This window comes from Nonomuraea sp. CA-143628, assembly GCF_050942315.1.
Classification (GTDB): domain Bacteria; phylum Actinomycetota; class Actinomycetes; order Streptosporangiales; family Streptosporangiaceae; genus Nonomuraea.
The window spans coordinates 11,742,546-11,760,819 of record NZ_CP192072.1; the positions used below are offsets into that span (position 1 = coordinate 11,742,546).

14 protein-coding genes are annotated in these 18,274 nt (G+C 72.0%); 8 read left to right on the forward strand and 6 right to left on the reverse strand.

Going from position 1 to position 18,274, the window contains the following annotated elements:
- Positions 1-17 precede the first annotated feature (17 nt).
- From ACQP2T_RS52950 to ACQP2T_RS52975, 6 genes are all read left to right on the forward strand, one after another.
- On the forward strand, positions 18-647 hold the full coding sequence (locus ACQP2T_RS52950) for a GNAT family N-acetyltransferase (protein WP_433512375.1): 630 nt from the start codon (positions 18-20) through the stop codon (positions 645-647).
- Between the two features lie 558 nt (positions 648-1,205).
- Positions 1,206-1,577, forward strand: coding sequence for a YybH family protein (locus tag ACQP2T_RS52955; RefSeq protein ID WP_433512376.1), 372 nt, complete (start codon positions 1,206-1,208; stop codon positions 1,575-1,577).
- Positions 1,578-1,714: 137 nt separating this feature from the next.
- Positions 1,715-3,022, forward strand: coding sequence for an MFS transporter (locus ACQP2T_RS52960; protein WP_433512377.1), 1,308 nt, complete (start codon positions 1,715-1,717; stop codon positions 3,020-3,022).
- Complete coding sequence (locus ACQP2T_RS52965; RefSeq protein ID WP_433512378.1) at positions 3,019-4,197, forward strand: hypothetical protein; 1,179 nt, start codon at positions 3,019-3,021, stop codon at positions 4,195-4,197. Before ACQP2T_RS52960 ends, ACQP2T_RS52965 begins: the two co-directional genes overlap by 4 nt.
- Entirely contained in the window at positions 4,194-5,315 is a 1,122-nt protein-coding gene (locus tag ACQP2T_RS52970) for a DUF917 domain-containing protein (RefSeq protein ID WP_433512379.1), read from the forward strand. Before ACQP2T_RS52965 ends, ACQP2T_RS52970 begins: the two co-directional genes overlap by 4 nt.
- The gene (locus tag ACQP2T_RS52975; RefSeq protein ID WP_433512380.1) at positions 5,312-6,940 is read left to right on the forward strand and encodes a PucR family transcriptional regulator; all 1,629 of its coding nucleotides are present in this window, start codon (positions 5,312-5,314) and stop codon (positions 6,938-6,940) included. The genes ACQP2T_RS52970 and ACQP2T_RS52975 overlap by 4 nt, the downstream gene beginning before the upstream one ends.
- An 86-nt stretch (positions 6,941-7,026) precedes the next feature.
- Here the strand turns inward: ACQP2T_RS52975 and ACQP2T_RS52980 are convergent, their stop codons facing one another.
- The 3 genes from ACQP2T_RS52980 to ACQP2T_RS52990 form a co-directional block, all read right to left on the reverse strand.
- Complete coding sequence (locus ACQP2T_RS52980; RefSeq protein WP_433512381.1) at positions 7,027-8,655, reverse strand: hydantoinase B/oxoprolinase family protein; 1,629 nt, start codon at positions 8,653-8,655, stop codon at positions 7,027-7,029.
- Complete coding sequence (locus ACQP2T_RS52985) at positions 8,652-10,685, reverse strand: hydantoinase/oxoprolinase family protein (protein ID WP_433512382.1); 2,034 nt, start codon at positions 10,683-10,685, stop codon at positions 8,652-8,654. The genes ACQP2T_RS52980 and ACQP2T_RS52985 overlap by 4 nt, the downstream gene beginning before the upstream one ends.
- A gap of 100 nt (positions 10,686-10,785) precedes the next feature.
- Positions 10,786-11,724 carry an AraC family transcriptional regulator gene (locus tag ACQP2T_RS52990; protein WP_433512383.1) on the reverse strand — a complete coding sequence of 313 codons (939 nt, stop codon included), beginning with the start codon at positions 11,722-11,724 and terminating at the stop codon, positions 10,786-10,788.
- Positions 11,725-11,815: 91 nt separating this feature from the next.
- Here ACQP2T_RS52990 and ACQP2T_RS52995 point away from each other — a divergent pair, with 91 nt between their 5' ends.
- Positions 11,816-12,760, forward strand: a complete 945-nt coding sequence (locus tag ACQP2T_RS52995; protein ID WP_433512384.1) for an NADP-dependent oxidoreductase — start codon at positions 11,816-11,818, stop codon at positions 12,758-12,760.
- Here ACQP2T_RS52995 and ACQP2T_RS53000 read toward each other — a convergent pair.
- From ACQP2T_RS53000 to ACQP2T_RS53010, 3 genes are read right to left on the reverse strand one after another with little or no spacing between them, the layout of a single operon-like run.
- Positions 12,750-14,711 (reverse strand): acetoacetate--CoA ligase, encoded by a 1,962-nt coding sequence (locus ACQP2T_RS53000; RefSeq protein WP_433512385.1) that lies wholly within the window; start codon positions 14,709-14,711, stop codon positions 12,750-12,752. The two genes, ACQP2T_RS52995 and ACQP2T_RS53000, sit on opposite strands and share 11 nt — an antisense overlap.
- A 57-nt stretch (positions 14,712-14,768) precedes the next feature.
- Positions 14,769-15,626: a serine hydrolase gene (locus tag ACQP2T_RS53005; protein ID WP_433512386.1), complete on the reverse strand. Its 858-nt coding sequence runs from the start codon at positions 15,624-15,626 to the stop codon at positions 14,769-14,771.
- Positions 15,623-16,540: a LysR family transcriptional regulator gene (locus tag ACQP2T_RS53010; protein ID WP_433512387.1), complete on the reverse strand. Its 918-nt coding sequence runs from the start codon at positions 16,538-16,540 to the stop codon at positions 15,623-15,625. Before ACQP2T_RS53010 ends, ACQP2T_RS53005 begins: the two co-directional genes overlap by 4 nt.
- A 114-nt stretch (positions 16,541-16,654) precedes the next feature.
- Here ACQP2T_RS53010 and ACQP2T_RS53015 point away from each other — a divergent pair, with 114 nt between their 5' ends.
- On the forward strand, positions 16,655-18,211 hold the full coding sequence (locus ACQP2T_RS53015) for a penicillin-binding transpeptidase domain-containing protein (RefSeq protein WP_433512388.1): 1,557 nt from the start codon (positions 16,655-16,657) through the stop codon (positions 18,209-18,211).
- Positions 18,212-18,274: the final 63 nt, after the last annotated feature.

Sequence of the window (18,274 nt, forward strand, 5' to 3'; positions counted from 1 at the left end):
CTGGGAAGATCGGTAACATGCGCAACTGGCCGCTCTTCGGGCTCTCCGTGACCACCCCGCGCCTCGAACTCCGCATGCCGTCGCTCGCCGACCTCGACGAGCTCGGCGATCGAGCGGCCGAGGGCGTCCACGAGCCGGGCTACATGCCGTTCCTGTTCCCGTGGTCCGACGCCGAGCCGCAGGAGCGGGCCAGGGCCACCGTCCGCTACCACTTCCGTACCTGGGCCGAGTTCACCCGGGAGAAGTGGACCCTGGAGTTCGCGGTGGTCTCGGAGGGACAGGTGGTCGGCGTACAGGCGCTGACGGCCGCCGACTTCCTGGTCACCCGGGAGGCCGGGACGGGCTCGTGGCTCGGCAAACGCTTCCAGGGCCGGGGCATCGGCAGGGAGATGCGCGCGGCGGTGCTCCACCTGGCCTTCGAGGGCTTGGGCGCGGAGTACGCGACGACGGAGGCGTTCCACGACAATCACGCCTCACTCGCGGTGACGCGCCGACTCGGCTACCACGAGGACGGCATCATCCTGCACAACCGCAAGGGCACAGTGGCAACGGGCCGCCGCTTCCGCCTCCCCCGGGCGGACTGGAAACCGATGGACGGCATCGAAATCCACAACCTGGACCCCTGCCTGCCCCTCTTCGGCCTCTAGCACGACGTCCACGCGACCTCCTTTCGCCCTCTCCTTCGGAGGGGGCCCACGAAGGCCCCGGCCCCGACGGACCGCCTCCGAAGGATGCGTCCCTCCCAAAGGGGCCTAGTCACCACGGACCGCCTTCTTCCTCACCACCGAAGAGGGCATCCGTCCATGGGACCTCCGCCACAACGGCCGTCTTCGTCCGCTCCTCCGGAGAGGGCATCCCCGAAAGGCCCCCAGCCGCCACGGACCATCATCTTCCTCGCCACCGAAGAGGGTGCCCGTCCACGAGGACCTCTGCCACAACGGCCGTCCTCCTTCTCTCCCCGAAGGGGCTGGCCATCCATAGGACCTCTGCCACAGCAGGCCTGCCCGTTCCCCGAAGGGGGACCTCAAAGAGCCCAGCCACCACAGACCGCCTTCTTCCCCTCCCCCGGAGGAGGTATCTCCCAAAGGACCCCAGCCACCACGGACCGTCACAGTGACCGAGACGGGTCGGAGACACCGACAAAGCCCTTTAAAGTGGCTGGTCGACCAGGGGACACCAAGCGGACGCGAGCGAGAGGCCAATCGATGACACGCCAGGCAGTGTGGGCGGTGGTGACCAACATGTACGACGCCTACGCCAGAGGCGACAGAGCCGGCATCGACCGCCTGCTGCACCCCGAGGCCACGATCTTCGACTCCGAGGCGCCCGACCTGATCACCAGCAGAACCCAGCTGGACAAGGTGCGCGACGCCCGCCCGGCCGACGGCCCCAAGGAGACAGGGGTGACACCCCACGACGAGGTCGTGGACGTGTGGGGCGACACCGCGCTGGCCCGCTACCTCCTGCGCGTCGACTACGAAACTGGCGAGCCCGAGATCGTACGAACCACGACCGTGCTGCGACGCTTCACCAGCGGCGAATGGCTCATCGTGCACGTCCATGAGAACACCCGCTGACCTGCACGTATCCTGAGATATCAGGGCAAGGTGCACAGGGCGTCCCGCCAGGCATGGGCGCCGTGCACACAGGGAGGAAAAGCGGCGGTCCTAGGGTGCGCCATATCCCAGCAGCGCCCCTCCTCCGAGGAGTACCCATGACCGCCATCGACGCCAGGACAATGCCCATCGGGGCGGCGTTCGACCGGATGCCGTTCACCCGACGGCATCTGCTCATCGCCGTGGCCCTGTTCATCGCCTTCGTCATCGAGTCGTGGGAACAGCTCGCGCTCATCTACGTCTCCGGCGACCTGGGCGACGACCTCGGCATCGGACCGGCGGGCATCGGCGTGGTCCTCTCCGCCGTGGCCTTCGGCATGATCCCCGGCTCGCTCGTCTGGGGGCCGCTCGCCGACCGCATCGGCCGCAAGCCCGCCTGCTTCTGGTCGCTGCTGGCCTACGGAGTGATCGCCCTGGCCTCGGCCTTCGCCCCGAACATGGCCACCCTCGTCACCCTCCGCGTAGCCTCGGGACTGGCCCTCGCGGGCGTCTACACCATCACCTTCCCGTACTTCCTCGAAATGCTGCCCACCAGGAGCCGGGGCAGGGCGGCGGTCTACCTGTCGATCGGCTGGCCCATCGGCATGCTCGCCGCCATCGGCGCCTCCGTGACGCTGGGCCACCTGGGCTGGCGCGCCGTGGTCCTGGCCAGCGCGGCGGCGGGGCTGTGGGCGTTCGCGATCAGGGCGTGGGTGCCCGAGTCGCCGTACTGGCTGGCCGGGCGCGGCCGCCAGGACGAGGCCCGCCAGGTGCTGCGCGCCCTGAACAGCCCCGACGCCGACGCCACCTTCACCGTCGCGACGCAGCGCATGGGCCACCCGCTCGACCTCCTGCGCGGCCGGCTGACGAAGATCACCGTAGTGATGCTGCTGCTGAACTTCGCCTTCAACTGGGGCTACTGGGGCCTGCAGACCTGGCTGCCATCACTGCTGCAGGAGAAGGGCCTCACCCTCGACGCCTCGCTCGGCTTCGCCGCGCTGAGCGCGCTGATGATGATCCCCGGCTACGTCAGCGCGTCGCTGCTGACCGGCCGGTTCGGGCGCAAGAAGGTCTTCCTCGTGTACGTCGTGGCGGCCGCGCTCGGCGGCCTGTGGTTCGCGCTCGCGGACTCCACCTTCGAGCTGTACGCGGGCAACTTCGTCCTGTCGTTCTTCAGCCTGGGCGCGTGGGGCGTCTGGAACACCTGGAACGGCGAGTTCTACCCGACCGCGCTGCGTGGCACCGGCTACTCGTGGGCGACGGCCGCGCAACTGGTGGCCACGACGATGGCGCCCTCGGCGGTGGGCGCGCTGCTGGCGAACGCGACGGGGTTCACCGCGACGATGCTGGCGATCAACGCGTTCATGGCGGTCACGGCCCTGCTCGCGGTGCCGCTGCCGGAGACAGAGGGGCACGAACTGGAATGATCCTCGGCCTCGCTCCCGGACGGCTCACGACCACCGTCGTGGCCGTCCGCGACGGCGTCCCGGTGTCCTCATGGTCCTTGCCCGGTACGGCAGACACCGCGCTCCCCGCAGCAGACGCACTGGACGCGCCCGCGGACGCCCTCCCCGGTGGCGGCCGGGCGATCCCGACGAGGAGCGGTGGGGCGATCCCGGCCGACGGCACTGGGCAGATCTCGACCAGCGGCGGGGCGATCCCGACCCGGGGCGCTGGGGGAATCTTGACCGGCGGCGGGGCTCTCGGGGCGGACCGGCCAGGGGAGATCCGCGCGGCCTGCGTAGCGATGGACCTCGACGCCGAACCGGCCGCGCCGGTGGCCGCGATCAGGGTGGGCGGGCCGTGTCCCCCGGCCCTCGCCCCACACATACCGCACCCTCAAGGGGCCGCCACGATCGTGCGCGGCGGGCACAGCCTCACCGGCCGCCCCCTGGCCGCCCTCGATGCCGCCGCCGTCCGGGCCTTCGCCGCCGGGTGCGGCCTGGTGGACTTCGCGGTGACAGCGACCGGCTCGCCCGCCCTCGCCGACCACGAGCTGGCGGTGGCCGACCTGGTGGCCGCCGAGGTGCCAGGAGCCCGTATCACGCTGTCCTACGAGTTCGGCAGACCGGGACTGCGCGAAAGGGAACGCGAGGCGATACTCAACGCGTCCCTGCGCCCCCAGGCGGAACGGGTGGCCGACCTGGTGGCCTCGTGGCTTCCCGACATCCCCGTGTACTTCGCGCGGACCGGCGATGGTCTCGTCTCGGCCCACTACTTCCGCCGCTACCCCCTGGTGTGCGCCCGAGGCGCCACCGCCGCCGCCCTCCGTAGCGGGGCCGACCGGCCATCGGAAGCGAATCGCCCCGCCTTCGCGCTCCATGGCGGGCAGCCGGAGGCGGATCGCCCCGATGCCGCGGTGGCGTTCGGTGCGACGCTGGCGGTGCCGCTGGCTGCGGTGGAACGCATCGTGCAGGCCAGAGGCAGGGCCGAGCTCGACCGGGAGTTGGGCGACGCCCGTGACGAGGCGCTGACCCGAGTGGTGAGCGCGGGCGCCGTCCCCGGCTCGGCCCGCATCGAGGAGATGACGGTCAACCCGGTGTCCTACCTGCCCGACGGCCTCTACCGGGTACGCGTCACCGCCGCCGGGACCACCCCATGACCGCCCCTGGCGAACCTCCACCCGAGCGGCACCGCCCCTCGGCCCACCGACCGATCCCCGCGTGCCAAGACGGGGTGGCCCCTGAGGCGGGCATGATCGGGCGGGCGGAGTTGACGGCGCTCGCCGCCGGGTCGAGGCTGTTCGCCACCGGGGCGGCCGAGTCCTCCTTCCACCTGACGGTCGACTGGGCCGACGCGGTCCTCGACGAGCCGGTGCGGCTCATGGCGGCCACCGACCTGCCTCCCGACACCCTGTGCGTCGCGATCACCCTGGTCGGCTCCACGACGGCCCTGGGCGAGCAGTTGCCAGGAGGCGGCGAGCCCGCGAGAGCCGTACAAGCGCTGGAACGCCGGCTCGGCACCCGCTCAGGCGCGATCGTGGCCCTGAACCTGGCCGCCGAGAACGCGCTCCTCCCCCTGATCACCGCCGCGACGCTCGGCCTGCCGCTGGTCGACGGCGATGGGACGGGCCGGGTGTTCCCACTGGTGGAACAGACGACCTACACCCTCGGCGGCATCAGCTCCGCCCCGCTGGCGCTGGCCGGTCCCGGGGAAGAGCTGGTGCTGATCGAGACGGCGCCCGACCGGGTGGAGGAGACGCTGCGGCCCGTGGTTCTGTCGTTCGGCGGGTGGGGGCTGGCCGCCTGTTACCCCATGCGGGCCGCCGACCTCGCCCGGACGCTGGTGCCCGGCACCGTGTCGATGCTGATGGCGGCGGGCCGGCCGGGCGCGCCGCGCTCGGCCGCCGCGCCGTACGGCGTGCGCCGGTTGTGCGCGGGGCGGATCGCCGCGGTCGAGGGCAGCAGCGGGCACGGCGCGGACCTGGCGATGCCGTCGGTCCCGTCGAGCATCGTGGTGGAGGAGAGCGAAGGGCTCGGCAGGCTGGTACGCCTGGAGGCACACAACGAGATCGTGCTCGCGCTGGCCGACGGGGCCGCGGTGGCGATGGCGCCCGACCAGATCTGCATGATCTCCTCGGCGGACGGGGTGGTGGTGGACGTGGACAAGGCGGAGCCGGGGATGGTGGTCGAGGTGCTGGTGCTGCCCGCCGCCCCCGCCTGGCACACCGACGAGGGCCGCGCACTGGGCGGCCTGCGCGCGTTCGGGGTCCCGCTATGACAACGGGGAGCGGTGGGCGGGGCTGGGAGGTGCCCGTCACGGTGGCCGAGCTGGTCAACGGAGGGCCGCTGGCGGGTGCGCGCATGTACGGCACCGGCGAGCGCCCGGTCCACCACGTGCGCATCGTCGACGACCTGTCGGTGTTCTCCACGGTGGCCCCGCACACGGCCGTGGTGCTGATCGGCCAGGCCGCCGGTGGCGGCTGGGCGGTGGAGATGGCGATGCGGCGGGCCTGGGAGCAGGCGGCGGCGTGCGTGATCGCGCCCGCCGAGGGGGCGGGCGCGGTCTCGGGTGGTTCGAGCGCGGTGCTGGCCGAGCGCCTGGGCATCACGTTGATCTTCGTGGACGCCGATCCGCTGGTGACGGCCGTGGAGGTGGCGTCGGCGGCGGCCCGGCCCGCGGCCGCGCGTACCCAGCTCGTCGCCCGCTGCGCGACCCGGCTGGCCGAGGCGGGCGCTTCGGCGCGGCGGATGCTTGGGGTGCTCAACGCCGAACTGCCCGGCACCTCGGTGGCCTTCGTCGATGAGTACGACCTGCTGCTGGCCGGCCGGGCGGCCGCTCTGTCGCCGGGCCGCGCGTCGGGCCATCGCACCGCCCCAAGCGCTGCTTCGGAGCCCTGGCCCGTCGAGGTGGCGGTACGCGGCCCTGACGGGCTGGTGCTGGGCAGGCTGGTAGCGGCCGGCCCGGCGAAGTCGGCCGGCTGGCCCGCGGTGGTACGGACGGTGCTCAGCCTGGCCGTCGCTCCCCTGGTGACGTGGGCGGCGGCCGAACGGCTGGCGGCATCCGGCGACTTCGCCCTCCAGTCCGCCTTGGCCGACCGCCTCCTCACCGAAGCAGCCACCGAAGTCGTTGCTGAAGTCGCCTCCCAAGCCGCCACCGAGAGCACCGCCGCAGAAGCAGGCGCCACGGGAAACAGGCGCCCAGAAACGGGCGCGCCGGAAAAGGGCGCCCCGGAAACGGGCTCTCCGGCCACGGAGACGGGCGCGCGGGCGGTGGCTCAGGGGTGGGCGGTGCGCGGGCCGGTGGCGGCGTTCATGGTCAGGCCCCAGGGACGGACACCGGATCCGGGCGACGCGGAACGCGTGCGAGCGGTGATCGTCGCCACCGTTGGACAGGTGCCGGTGATCAGCAGGGAGGACGGCTGGGCGGGCTGGTCGCCGCTGCCCCCCGACCGGCTGACCGAACGGCTCGGCACGGCCGTACGCGCGCTGCCCTGGCCATGCGCGGCGGGCGTCGGCGCACAAGTCGCCCACCTACGGGCGATGCGGGACTCGCTGCTCGGCGCCCAGGCGGCCGCGTTCCTCGCGGCGCCAGGAGGCGTCGCCCGTTCCGACCGGATGGGCCCGGCGGAGTTGCTGGCCGCCATCCCGGGGAGCGCGCTCAAGGCTCCCGCCACCGTGGTGCTCCAGCCGCTGCTGGCCATCGACCGGGACGGCACGCTGCTGGAGACGCTCGCCGCGGTGCTGGGCGAGGGCGGCGCGATCAAGGCCGCCGAACGCCTCGGCGTGCACCGCAACACCGTGACCGCCCGTCTCGAAAGGATCAGGGAGGCCGGGTACGACCTGGACGACCGCGCCACCCGGCTGGCACTTCAGCTGGCCTGCCACGTGATCAAAGGAGGCTAGCCCACACTGCCGAGCGACCATCCCCGGGCCGCGCTGCCCGGTGACCACCCCCGGCCGCGCTACCCGGTGACCACCCCTGGACCGCGCTACCCGGTGATCATCCCCTGGGTGAGGTCGTCCGCGACGGCCTCTGGAGCGCGCAGGTCCGCCTGCCCGTACCCCCCGCCACCACCCGACTCGCAGCGCAGCACGTCCCCCGTGCTGACCGGCAGCGCGTTGACCTTGAGCATCTCGCGCTGTCGCGGCGTGCCGGGGTTGAGCGTGACGCGCGGCGGCGCGCCGGCCGCGCCCCCGGCCAGGCCCCACGCGGGGGTGACCGAGCGCTCGAACCACAGCGACAGCGAGGTGTCGCCGATGAACTCGTACTCGCGGACCACGCCGTTGCCCCCGCGCCACTGTCCCTGGCCGCCGGTGTCGGGGCGGACCTCGTAGCGGGTGACGCGGACCGGGAAGAGCGTTTCGAGCACCTCGATCGGCATGTCGCGCAGCGATCCGTTCACGTTGTTGATCAGGCAGGTCTCGCCGTCGCCGCCCTCCCAGGCGCCCCAGCCGCCGACGGTGGCCTCCTGCGAGACGTACAGCTTGCCGGTACGCGGGTCGGTGCCGGTGAACTGGACGATGAGCGAGTCGCCGTAGGAGGCGGCGGCGGCTTTGCCGGGCACGACCGGGGCCAGCGCCTTGACGACGAGGTCGATGAGCAGGCCGAGGTGGGAGTAGTAGTACTGGCAGGCGGCGGGCGACTGGGCGGCCAGCATGGAGCCCGGCCTGGTGGCCACGTCGAGGGGGCGGAACGAGCCGCCGTTGAGTGGCACGTCGGCGCTGATGAGCAGCTTGTACGCGACGCGGACGGCGGCGACCGCCTGGGCCGCTCCGCAGTTGACCGGCCCGGTGGCCTGGTCGGCGCAGTCGGTGAGGTCGACGTGGACGCGCTCGCCCTCGACGGTCACGGTGACGTTGACCGGCAGCGGGGTGGCCAGGTCGATGCCGTCGTTGTCGAGGAACCCGCCGGCGGTGTAGGTGCCGTCGGGGATGGCGGCGACGGCCTGGCGTTCGAGGCGTTCGGTCTGGGCGAAGATCTCGTCACGGGCGGCCATCACGGTCGCCACGCCCCAGCGGCCGACGATCTCGGCCAGGCGGCGCTGGCCGGTCATCGCGCAGGCGACCTGGGCGCGCATGTCGCCGAGCGTGGCGTGGGGGAAGCGGACGTTGCGGGCGATGACCTCGTGCAGGTCGCGGCAGGGTGCGCCGTTCTCGTAGATCTTCATCGGGCCCATGCGCAGGCCCTCCTGGAAGATCGAGGTGGAGTCCATGGAGCCGCCGGGGTCCTTGGAGCCCATGTCGAGCCAGTGGGCGCGCGAGGCGGCGAACCCCACGAGCTCGCCGCCGACGAAGATCGGGCCGTAGACGGTGACGTCGTTGAGGTGCGTGCCGCCGATGTAGGAGTCGTTGAGCACCCAGACGTCGCCCTCCTGCCAGACCTCACGGCCGAACATCCGCTCGGTCTCGCGGGTGCACACCTCCAGGTTGCCGAGGAAGATCGGCAGGCCGCTCGACTGGCCGAGCACGTTGTGGTCGCGGTCCATGAGCGCGACGGCGCAGTCCTTGGCCTCGTAGATGACCGGCGTGTAGGAGGAGCGGATGAGGGTGGTGTTCATGTCTTCCGCCGCCTGGAGGAGCGCGCAGCGGATGATCTCTGTGGTCACTGGGTCGATCATGAGGTCACCTTGATGATCAGGAAGCCGTTGGCGTCAACGGTGGCCAGGCAGCCGGGCGGGATGACGGTCGTGGCCGTCTCCTCCACCACGATGGCGGGCCCCTCGACCTCACCGTTCAGAGGGCCGGCCAGGGCGCTTCTGCGCAGGACGGCGGTGCGGTGCACCTGCCCGTCGAAGATCACATCGCGTACGGCGGGCGGGTGCGTCTCGCGCGCCGGAGCCGCGGTGGCGGCCTTGGGGAAGGTACCGAAGCCGGTGCTGCGCAGCATGACGAACTCGACCGGCGCCTCGGGCGTAGCGTGGCCGTATCTGCTGGTGTGGGCCTCGGCGTAGCGCCGCGCGACGGCCTGGAGGAAGCCGGGCGCGGCGGGCTCCGTAGCGTCCAGGAGCGGGATCGTGAGCGTGTAGTCCTGCCCCTCGTAACGCATGTCCAGCGCGTGCTCGACCCGCCGCCGGTCGAGGGGGACGCCCTGGCTGTCGAGCGCGGCCATCGCGTCGCGTTCGAGCTCGGCCAGCCGTGCCGCCAGGTGCCCGCCGTCGAGGTCGTCCTGCGCGCGGAAGTACGGATGCGTGAGGTCGCGCCGTACGTCGGCCTCCAGCATCCCCCACGCGGAGAAGGCGCCGGGGAAGCGCGGCACGACCACCTCGCCGATGCCGAGCTCACGGGCGATGAAGACGGCGTGCATGGCGCCCGCGCCGCCGAAGGCGACCAGGGCGAACTCGCGCGGCTCCACGCCGTGCTCGACCGTGAGCGTACGGATGGCCTGGGCCATCTTGGCGTTGGCGACGTCGCAGACGCCCTCGGCCAGCTGGAGCGGATCCATGTCGAGGGTCTCGGCGAGCGTGGCGACGGCCGTCCCCGCCGCCTCGACGTCCAGCTCCATCAGACCGCCGGCGAACCAGGCGGGGTCGACGCGGCCCAGCACCACGTTGGCGTCGGTCACGGTCGGCCGGTCGCCGCCCCTGCCGTAACAGGCGGGCCCCGGCACGGCCCCCGCCGACTCGGGGCCGACGCGCAGCGCGCCCGCCTCGGCGTAGGCGATGGAGCCGCCGCCCGCCCCGATGGTGTGCAGGTTCACGATCGGCATCAGGACGGGGAAGCCCTCGATGTGCGCCTCGGCGCTGACGTCCGGGCGGCCGTTGACGACGAGGGAGACGTCGAAGGAGGTGCCGCCCATGTCCACGCAGATGGCGTTCGCGCGGCCGAGCAGGCGGGCCGCGGCGACCCCGCCCATCGTGCCGCCGACGGGGCCCGACAGCAGGGTCTGCAGGGGCCGCCGCATCGCGAAACCCGCGTTGACCAGGCCGCCGGAGGACTGCATCACGTGTACGGGCACGGCCAGGCCGCGCTCGGCGAAGCGCCGCTCGATCCGCGACAGGTAGGTGCGTACGACCGGTCCGGCGTAGGCCTCGAGAACGGCGGAGGAGGTGCGCTCATACTCGCGCCACTCCCTGGCCACCTCGTGGCTGAGCACGATCAGCACGTCGTCGCCGAGCTCCTGCCGGAGGATCTCGCCCGCGCGGAGCTCGTGGGCCGGGTTGGCGAAGGAGAACAGCAGCGTGACCGCGACGGCGTCGAAGCCCTCGGCCTTCGCGCGGTGGGCGGCCCGTCGTACGGCCTGCTCGTCGAGCGGCTGGAGCTCCGTGCCGCGCCAGTCGAGCCGGCCCGCCACCTCCATGACGTCGGCACGGGGCACCAGCGGCGTCGGTTTGCGGTAGCGCAGGTCGAACATGCGGTCGCGGTTGCCGCGGGCGATCTGGTAGACGTCGCGCGCGCCGGCGCTGGTCAGCAGCAGGACCCTGGCGCCCTTGCGTTCGAGCAGGGCGTTGAGACCCTGGGTGGTGCCGTGCACGAAGAAGGAGATCAGGGTCGGGTCGTCTACCACGCGGCCGAGCGCGGCGAAGACGCCCTCGGCGAGATCTCCGGGAGTGGTCGGCGCCTTCGAGGCCAGCACGGCACCGGTCTGCTCGTCGTAGCAGACCACGTCGGTGAAGGTACCGCCGATGTCCATGGCGACACGAAAAGTCATGGCCGCACCGTATGCGGTGCCGGCCGTCCGCAGGTGTGCCGGGTGCACTGGTTTCGCGCCCACTTCATGCGCCTCGCACTCACCTGCCGCTTTTCGAACGCTAAGGCGCAGGTGACGGGCAGACCTGGCGGCGGTATCTGCCGGGCGGGGTGCCGTACTCGCGTTTGAAGGCGTTGGCGAAGGCGAACTCGGAGGTGTAGCCGACGCGCGCGGAGATCTCGCTCAGTGAGTCCTCCGACTCGCGGAGCAGGCGGGCTGCCGTGGCCAGGCGCCACCACGTGACGTAGGTGAGCGGCGGCTGGCCGATCAGGCTGGTGAAACGGCGGGAGAAGGCCGCGCGGGAGAGCCCGGCCTTGCCGCCGAGCGCCTCGACCGTCCACGGATGCGCGGGATCGCGGTGGATCGCGTTGAGCGCCACGCTGATCGACGGGTCGGCCAGGGCGGTGGCCCAGCCGCCGACCTCGCACTGCCCGTGCTCGGTGTCGAGCCAGGCGCGCAGGATGTACAGCAGCAGCATGTCGAGCAGCGAGGTGACGACGGTGTCGGCGCCCAGGCGCGGACTGCCGATCTCGCTGCCGAGCAGGTCGACGGCCGCGCGGAGCTCGGGGTGCTGGCCGAGGCGGGCGGGGAGGTGGACCATGTCGGGCAGGTCGCGCAGGATCGGATGGGCCCGGCTGGGGTCGAGCCGGTAGCCGCCGCAGAGCAGGACCGTGGCCGCGCCGGGCCCTTCCATGGAGGCCGAGGCGAACAGGTCCCGTTCCTCCAGCGGGTCGCATTCAGGGTCGGCCAGCGGAGTGGCCGGGCTGTCGGCCATCGCGTAGCCGTGGCCGTGCGGGAAGAAGACCACGTCGCCGACGCTCAGCTGGACGGGGTCGCCGTCCGGCGGGATGAGCCACGGGGAACCTTGGATGATCATCTGGAAGCCCGCCGATCCGGGCGCCGAGGGGAACCACTGGCCCCAGGGGGCGTGCCACTCGACGAGCGCGGATCGGGGTTGTCCGGTGCGCATGATGGCGATCACGTCGCTGAGCACGTCCATGGCGGAAGTCTAGCTTGCGAGACGATCGCGTATAAAAGGGCAGATGCACAAGCATTGGCCATCTCGTTCCGGGCATCTACCGTTGTCCCTCATGAGCCCAACCATGACCGCCGCCCGCATCCACGAGTACGGCGACGCGTCCGTGATCCGCTACGACCGGATCCCGCGGCCCTCGCCGGGGCCCGGGGAGGTGCTGGTCCAGGTGGCCGCCACCTCGTTCAACCCGTCCGAGGTGGGGCTACGGGCCGGGTACCTGCGGGATCTGCTCCCGGTCACCCTGCCGTACACGCTGGGCCTGGACCTCGCCGGCACGGTCGTCGAGGTCGGCGCGGGGGTACTCGGACCCGTGCCCACCTCGACGACGGGCGCGGGCGTGCGCGGACTCGCCGTCGGCGACCGGGTCATCGGCCTCGTGGAGGGGGCAGCGGCCGAGTACACGGTGGCGGCGGCGAGTTCGCTGGTCAGGGCGCCGGAGCGGCTCCCGCCGGCCGACGCCGCCGCCATCCCGGTCGCCGGGCTGACCGCCTGGCAGGCGGTCCACGAGCACGCCCGCGTCGAGCCGGGTCAGCGGGTGCTGATCAACGGGGCAGGCGGCGGGGTGGGGTTGTTCGCCGTACAGCTGGCCAAGCTGGCGGGCGCGACCGTGATCGCGACGGCCGCTCCGCGCAGCGCGGCGGCGGTGCGGCGCTACGGTGCCGACGAGGTCGTCGACTACACCACCACCCCGTTGCCCGGCGGCATGGACGTGGTGCTCAACCTGGCGGCCATCGGCCCGGAGCAGGCGGCGACGCTGGCCACGCTGGGCGAGGTGATCGTCACCATCGCCACCCCGATCGACGCGCCCCGAGCCACCCACTTCGTGGCCCGCAACGACCCGGCGCACCTGGCCCGGCTGGTGGCGCTGATCGACAAGGGCGAGCTCGTGGTGGAGGTCGCCGAGACATACCCACTGACCGGCCTCGACGAGGTCCACCGCCGGGCCGAGGCCGGTCAGACACGCGGAAAGATCATCATTCAAGGAGAGATCAGGGCTTGAAGTGCCGCAGCACCTCCGGGTTTGCCATGGCGTCGGGGTTGGCCGCCTGCTCGACCGGGGTGCCGAGGAGGATCTTGCGTACCGGCACCTCTAGCTTCTTGCCCGACAGGGTGCGCGGGATGCCGGGCACCGCGTGGATCTCGTTGGGCACGTGCCGGGGTGACAGCTCCTGCCGCAGGGCCGTACGCAGGGCCTCGACCAGCGAGTCCGACAGCGTGACGCCTTCGGCCAGCGTGAGGTAGAGCAGCAGCCGCCCCTCTTGCCCGAGCTGGCCGGTGTCGATCACGAGGCTGTCGACGATCTCGTCGAACCGCTCGACGACCCGGTAGAACTCGCTGGTGCCCATCCGGACGCCGCCCCGGTTCAGTGTCGAGTCGGAGCGGCCGTAGATCACGCAGCTGCCGTCCTCGTTCAGCTTGATCCAGTCGCCGTGCCGCCACACGCCCGGGTAGACGTCGAAGTAGCTCTCGCGATAGCGGTCACCGTCGGGGTCGTTCCAGAACATGACCGGCATCGACGGCATCGGCTGCGTGAGCACGAGCTCGCCCACCTCCCCCACGACCGGCTCGCCCAGGGGGTTGAACGACTCCACCCGCGCCCCCAGCGACCGGCAGGGGATGATGCCCGCCCGGATCGGATGCAGCACGGTCGCGCCGACGAACCCGGTGCACACGTCGGTGCCGCCGGAGAACGACCCGAGCGGTATCCCCGGCAGCTCCTCGGCCACCCAGGCGAACCCTTCTGGCGGCAGCGGCGACCCGGTCGAGCCGATGCCGCGCAGCGCCTCCAGCCCTTCGGGCGCGATCCCGGCCTTCAGCGAGGCCATGATGTACGGCGCGCCGACCCCGAAGTAGGTCACCCCTTCCGAGGCGGCGATCCGCCACAGCACCGCCGCCGACGGGTAGGCGGCCGAGCCGTCGTACAGCACCGGGGTGGCGCCCACCAGCAGGCCGCCGATGAGGTAGTTCCACATCATCCAGCCCGTGGTGGTGTACCAGAAGAACACATCCCCCTCGCCGAGATCCTGGTGGAAGGAGAGCGACTTGAGGTGTTCGAGGATCACTCCCCCGTGCCCGTGCACGATGGGCTTGGGCAGCCCGGTCGTACCACTGGAGTAGAGGATCCACAGCGGGTGGCCGAACGGCACCCGCTCGAACTCCAGCGGCCCCTCCTCCGCGCGCAGCCCCTCCCAGCCGATCACCTCGCCGTCTGGCACGGAGTCGGTGTGCGCGGCACCGGGCTCGGCCCGCTGCGGCGGCTGCCCCTCCTCGGCCGCCGAAAGGTAGGGGATCCAGACGGTCGCGCGGAGCGTGGACAGCTCGGCGGCGATCTCGTTGACGGCCGCCGACCTGTCGTAACTCTTGCCGTTGTAGTGGTAGCCGTCGACCGCGATCAGCACCTTGGGCTCGATCTGCTTGAACCGGTCGACGATGCTCGGCACGCCGAAGTCCGGGGAGCCGGCCGACCAGATGGCGCCGAGGGACGCGGTGGCTAGGAAGGCGATCAGGGCCTGCGGGATGTTCGGCAGGTAGCCGGCCACCCGGTCGCCGCGCCCGACGCCGAGGCGGACCAGGCCCGCCCGGACCCGGGCGACCTCCTCGCGCAGCTCGGCGTAGGTCAGCTCCTGGCGGGCGCCGTCCTCCGAGACGAAGACGATCGCGGTGCCCGCACGTTCGCGCAGGGCGTTCTCGGCGTAATTGAGGGAGCTCCCGGTGAACCATTCGGCGCCCGGCATCGTCCCAGTCATGACGGGCCCGTCACCACGTTCGCCGATGACCTCGAAGTAGTCCCAGATCGACGTCCAGAACTCCGCCGGACTGTCGACCGACCAGCGCCACACCTCCTCATAGTCCGACCCCGCCCGGCCCAGCCACTCCAGATAGTGAGTCAGCCTGGCGCGCGCGATGATGTCTTCGGTCGGTTCCCAGAGAAGCGTGCCTTCAGCAACCATGTGCCCATCCTGTCGGCCGGTAAGGGCAATGTCATACCCGAACCGCCACATAACTTGCTACCGGCGTAGGTGGTCCACCGCCATACGCGCGGCCGTGCCGATCACCGCGTCGGCGCGCGGCTGGTTGAGCGCGGTGCTGACCGAGCGGGTGAACACCGCCACCGCGTACTGGCCGCCGTCGGGATATTCGACCACGCCCGCCTCGTTGCGGAGTGTCGGGAGTGTCCCGGTCTTCCCGCTGACCTCCACGTCGTCGTACGGGAAGCCGGAAGCCAGCCGGTGCGGCCAGACCTGGAGGTTCAGGACGTTGCGCATCCAGGCGCACGATTCCGCCGAGGCCGCCTGATCACGCCAGATCAGCCCGAACAGCGCGGCCGTCTCGCGCGGAGTGGCGCTGTTGGCGCGCGGGGGGTCGAGCACCCGCAGCCGCGCGATGTCCTCAGGTTCGAGGTACGGCCAGCCGTGCCCGGCGTCCTCGGCCATGCTCTCGTAGATGTCCCGGCAGCTCTGCCGCACCCGCGTCTCGCGCAGCCCGAACCCGTCGAGCATCGCGTTGATCTCCTCACGCCCGACCCTGGCCAGCAGCGCGTCGGCCGCGGTGTTGTCGCTCAGGGTGATCATCAGGTGGCCCAGGTCGCGCAGGGAGATCGTGACGTCGTCGAGCATCGCGCACAGGCCGGTGGGCCCGTTCACCCGGTCGGCGGCCCCCACGGTCACCCGGCTCGCCGGATCGACCAGCCCGGCGTCGGCCTGGCGGCAGAACTCCACCATCAACGGCACCTTGAACAGCGAGGCGGTCGGCACCGGCTCGTCGGAGCCGAGCCCGATCTCCCGGCCCGTACGCAGGTCGGTCGCGTGCAGCCACCCGGTCACGCCCGCCGCGCCGAACAGCGCGGCCAGATCCGGCTCGTTCATGCCAGCATCCCGGGCCTGCGGCTGATGTGCCGCACGGGCGCCGCGGCCTCGTCCGTCATCCCGGCGCTCTCTTTCAGCGTTCGTACGGCCACCGCCGAGAAGCCGGCGACCGCGTCCGTCTCCACTCGCCAGGCCGTGGAGACCCGGGAGCTGATCGGCGAGCCTAGCAGCGGACGCCAGACGATCCCAGGGTGGTCCATCCTGGTCCCGAACGTCACCGCCGCCCCGGCGAGCACCAGGCCGAGCCCGGCGCCCTGATGCACCTGGGCAGGCACGTAGCCGTGGCGGCGGCACTCCGCCAGCGTCACGGCGTGCAGCCCCGGCTCCCCCTCCTTGGGCGGCATCAGCAGCTCGCGGCCCGCCAGGTCGGCCAGGTGCACCTCCCCGGCCACGGCCAGGGGGTCCCCCTCGGCCAGCAGTACGCCCTGCGGCTGCACCAGCACCTGCCCGAACCGCAGGCCCGGCGCGTTGATCGGGTGGCGCACGATGCCGACGTCGATGACGCCTTCGGTCAGCGCGGCCACCTGATCGGCCGTCCAGATCTCCGCCGGCGTCAGACGTACGTCCGGATTGCTCGCGCGGAAGCCCTCGACCAGGGCGGCGATCACCGCGGCGGCCAGGTCGGGCGGGACGCCGAGCTTGAGCGCCCGGCCCTCGCCGTGGCGGACGAGCTCGCGCAGCCGGTCGGCCCTGGTCACGATCTCGCGGGCCTCGCCGACCAGCAGGCGGCCCGCCTCGGTCAGCCGGACCTGGCGGGCGGAGCGGTCGAAGAGCCGCACGCCGAGCTCCTCCTCCAGGCGCTTGATCCGCTGGCTGAGCGGCGGCTGGGCCATGCCGAGCCGGATCGCGGCATTGCCGAAGTGGAGTTCCTCCGCCACCACGGTGAAGTAGCGCAGATGCCGGACAAGGTCCATGACCAGCAACTATATCCACATTTATATCTATGTGGCACTCATATCGGTATTGGACACCACGCAGCGGGCTCTGGTGTGCTCGGCCCCATGGGGTCACCAAGGGGGACAGTTTTCGTGAATCTTCAGCCCGAGTCGCCACCCAGGCGAAAACGCCGCTGGCCGTGGGTCGCCGCCGCCGTGCTGGTCCCCGCCGTCGCGGCGGCCGGCACGATCTGGGTGCTGCGTACGAAGGGCAGTCCGGAGGAGACGGCGGACTCGTACCTGTCCGCCTGGTCTGCCCAGAACTATGCGCGGATGCGGGAGCTCGTCGCCGACCCGCCCGCCGACTTCGAGCGCTGGCACCAGCGCTTCCGCGCCGACCTCAAGCTCACCGGCGCGACCTTCGAGCGCGACACAGCCGCTGCTGACGGTGTGATCACTTTCCGCGCCGGCCTCACCGGCCCGAAGAGCTGGACGTACGACGGCAGGCTCAAGCTCGTGCGACGCGGCGGCGGGTGGCAGGTCGACTGGACCCCCGCCGCCATCAACCCCTCGCTCAAGCAGGGCAGGTCCCTGCGGCTGGTCACGGAGAAGGCCACCACGGTCCCGGTGCTGGCGGCCGACGGCAGCCGCGTCGACACCCCGGACGCGCCCGGCTCGGTGCTGCAGCTCGTCGAAGGGCTCAAGCAGACCTATCCGGACCGGCTCGCCGACGGGCAGTCCCGCAGGATCGACCTCTACCAGGGCGATCAGTTCCTCCAGACCGTGGTCAAGCCGGCGGCGCGGACGCCGTTCCACACCACGATCGACCTCAAGGTGCACCGGGCGGGCGCCGCCGCGCTCGACGGCGTACGCAAGCCGGCCTCGCTGGTCGCCGTCCGGCCCTCGACCGGCGAGATCCTGTCGGTGGTCAACAAGCCGGGCGGGTTCAACCGGGCGCTGCTCGGCAAGTACCCGCCCGGCTCGACGTTCAAGGTCGTGACGGCCTCCGCGCTGGTCGCGGACGGGGCGGAGGCGAACGAGCAGGTCGAGTGCCCGCCCGAGCAGAACATCGGCGGCTTCCCCTTCCACAACGCGGGTTTCCACGACTACGGCAGGCTCTCCTTCCGCGACGCCTTCGCCCACTCGTGCAACACCACGTTCGGCGCCATGGGGGTGGCCAAGCTCGGGAACGGCCGACTCGCCGAGGTGGCCGGCGCGTTCGGCTTCGGCTCCGCGATCACGCCGGGCGTGCCGGCGGTGAAGGCCGAGTTCCCGGCGCCGAAGGACGACACCGATCTGGCCTCCGCCTCGATCGGCCAGGGCAGGGTGCTGGCCAGCCCGCTCAACATGGCCTCGGTGGCCGCCGCCATCGCCGACGGCTCCTGGCGCCCGCCCCGGCTGGTCGCCCAGGAGCTGGTGCCGGACCGCACCCTCCGGCCGCGCCCCTTGGAGGACGGCGTGGTGCGGGCCCTGCGCGAGCTCATGCCCGCCGTCGTCACGGACGGAACCGCCCAGGCGGTGCGGTTCCCCTCCGGTACGGCCGGCAAGACCGGGACGGCGGAGTACGGCTCGGGCAAGGAGCCGCCGGCGCACTCCTGGTTCATCGGCTACCGGGGGGACCTGGCGTTCGCGGTGATCGTGGAGGGCGGCGGTGCGGGCTCCGCGGTGGCGGCCCCGATCGCGGCCCGCTTCCTCAGCGCGCTGAGCTGAGGTATGGCCTGGCTGACGTGCGGCCTGGGTGACGTGGGGCCTGGCTGATGTGCGGCCTGGTGG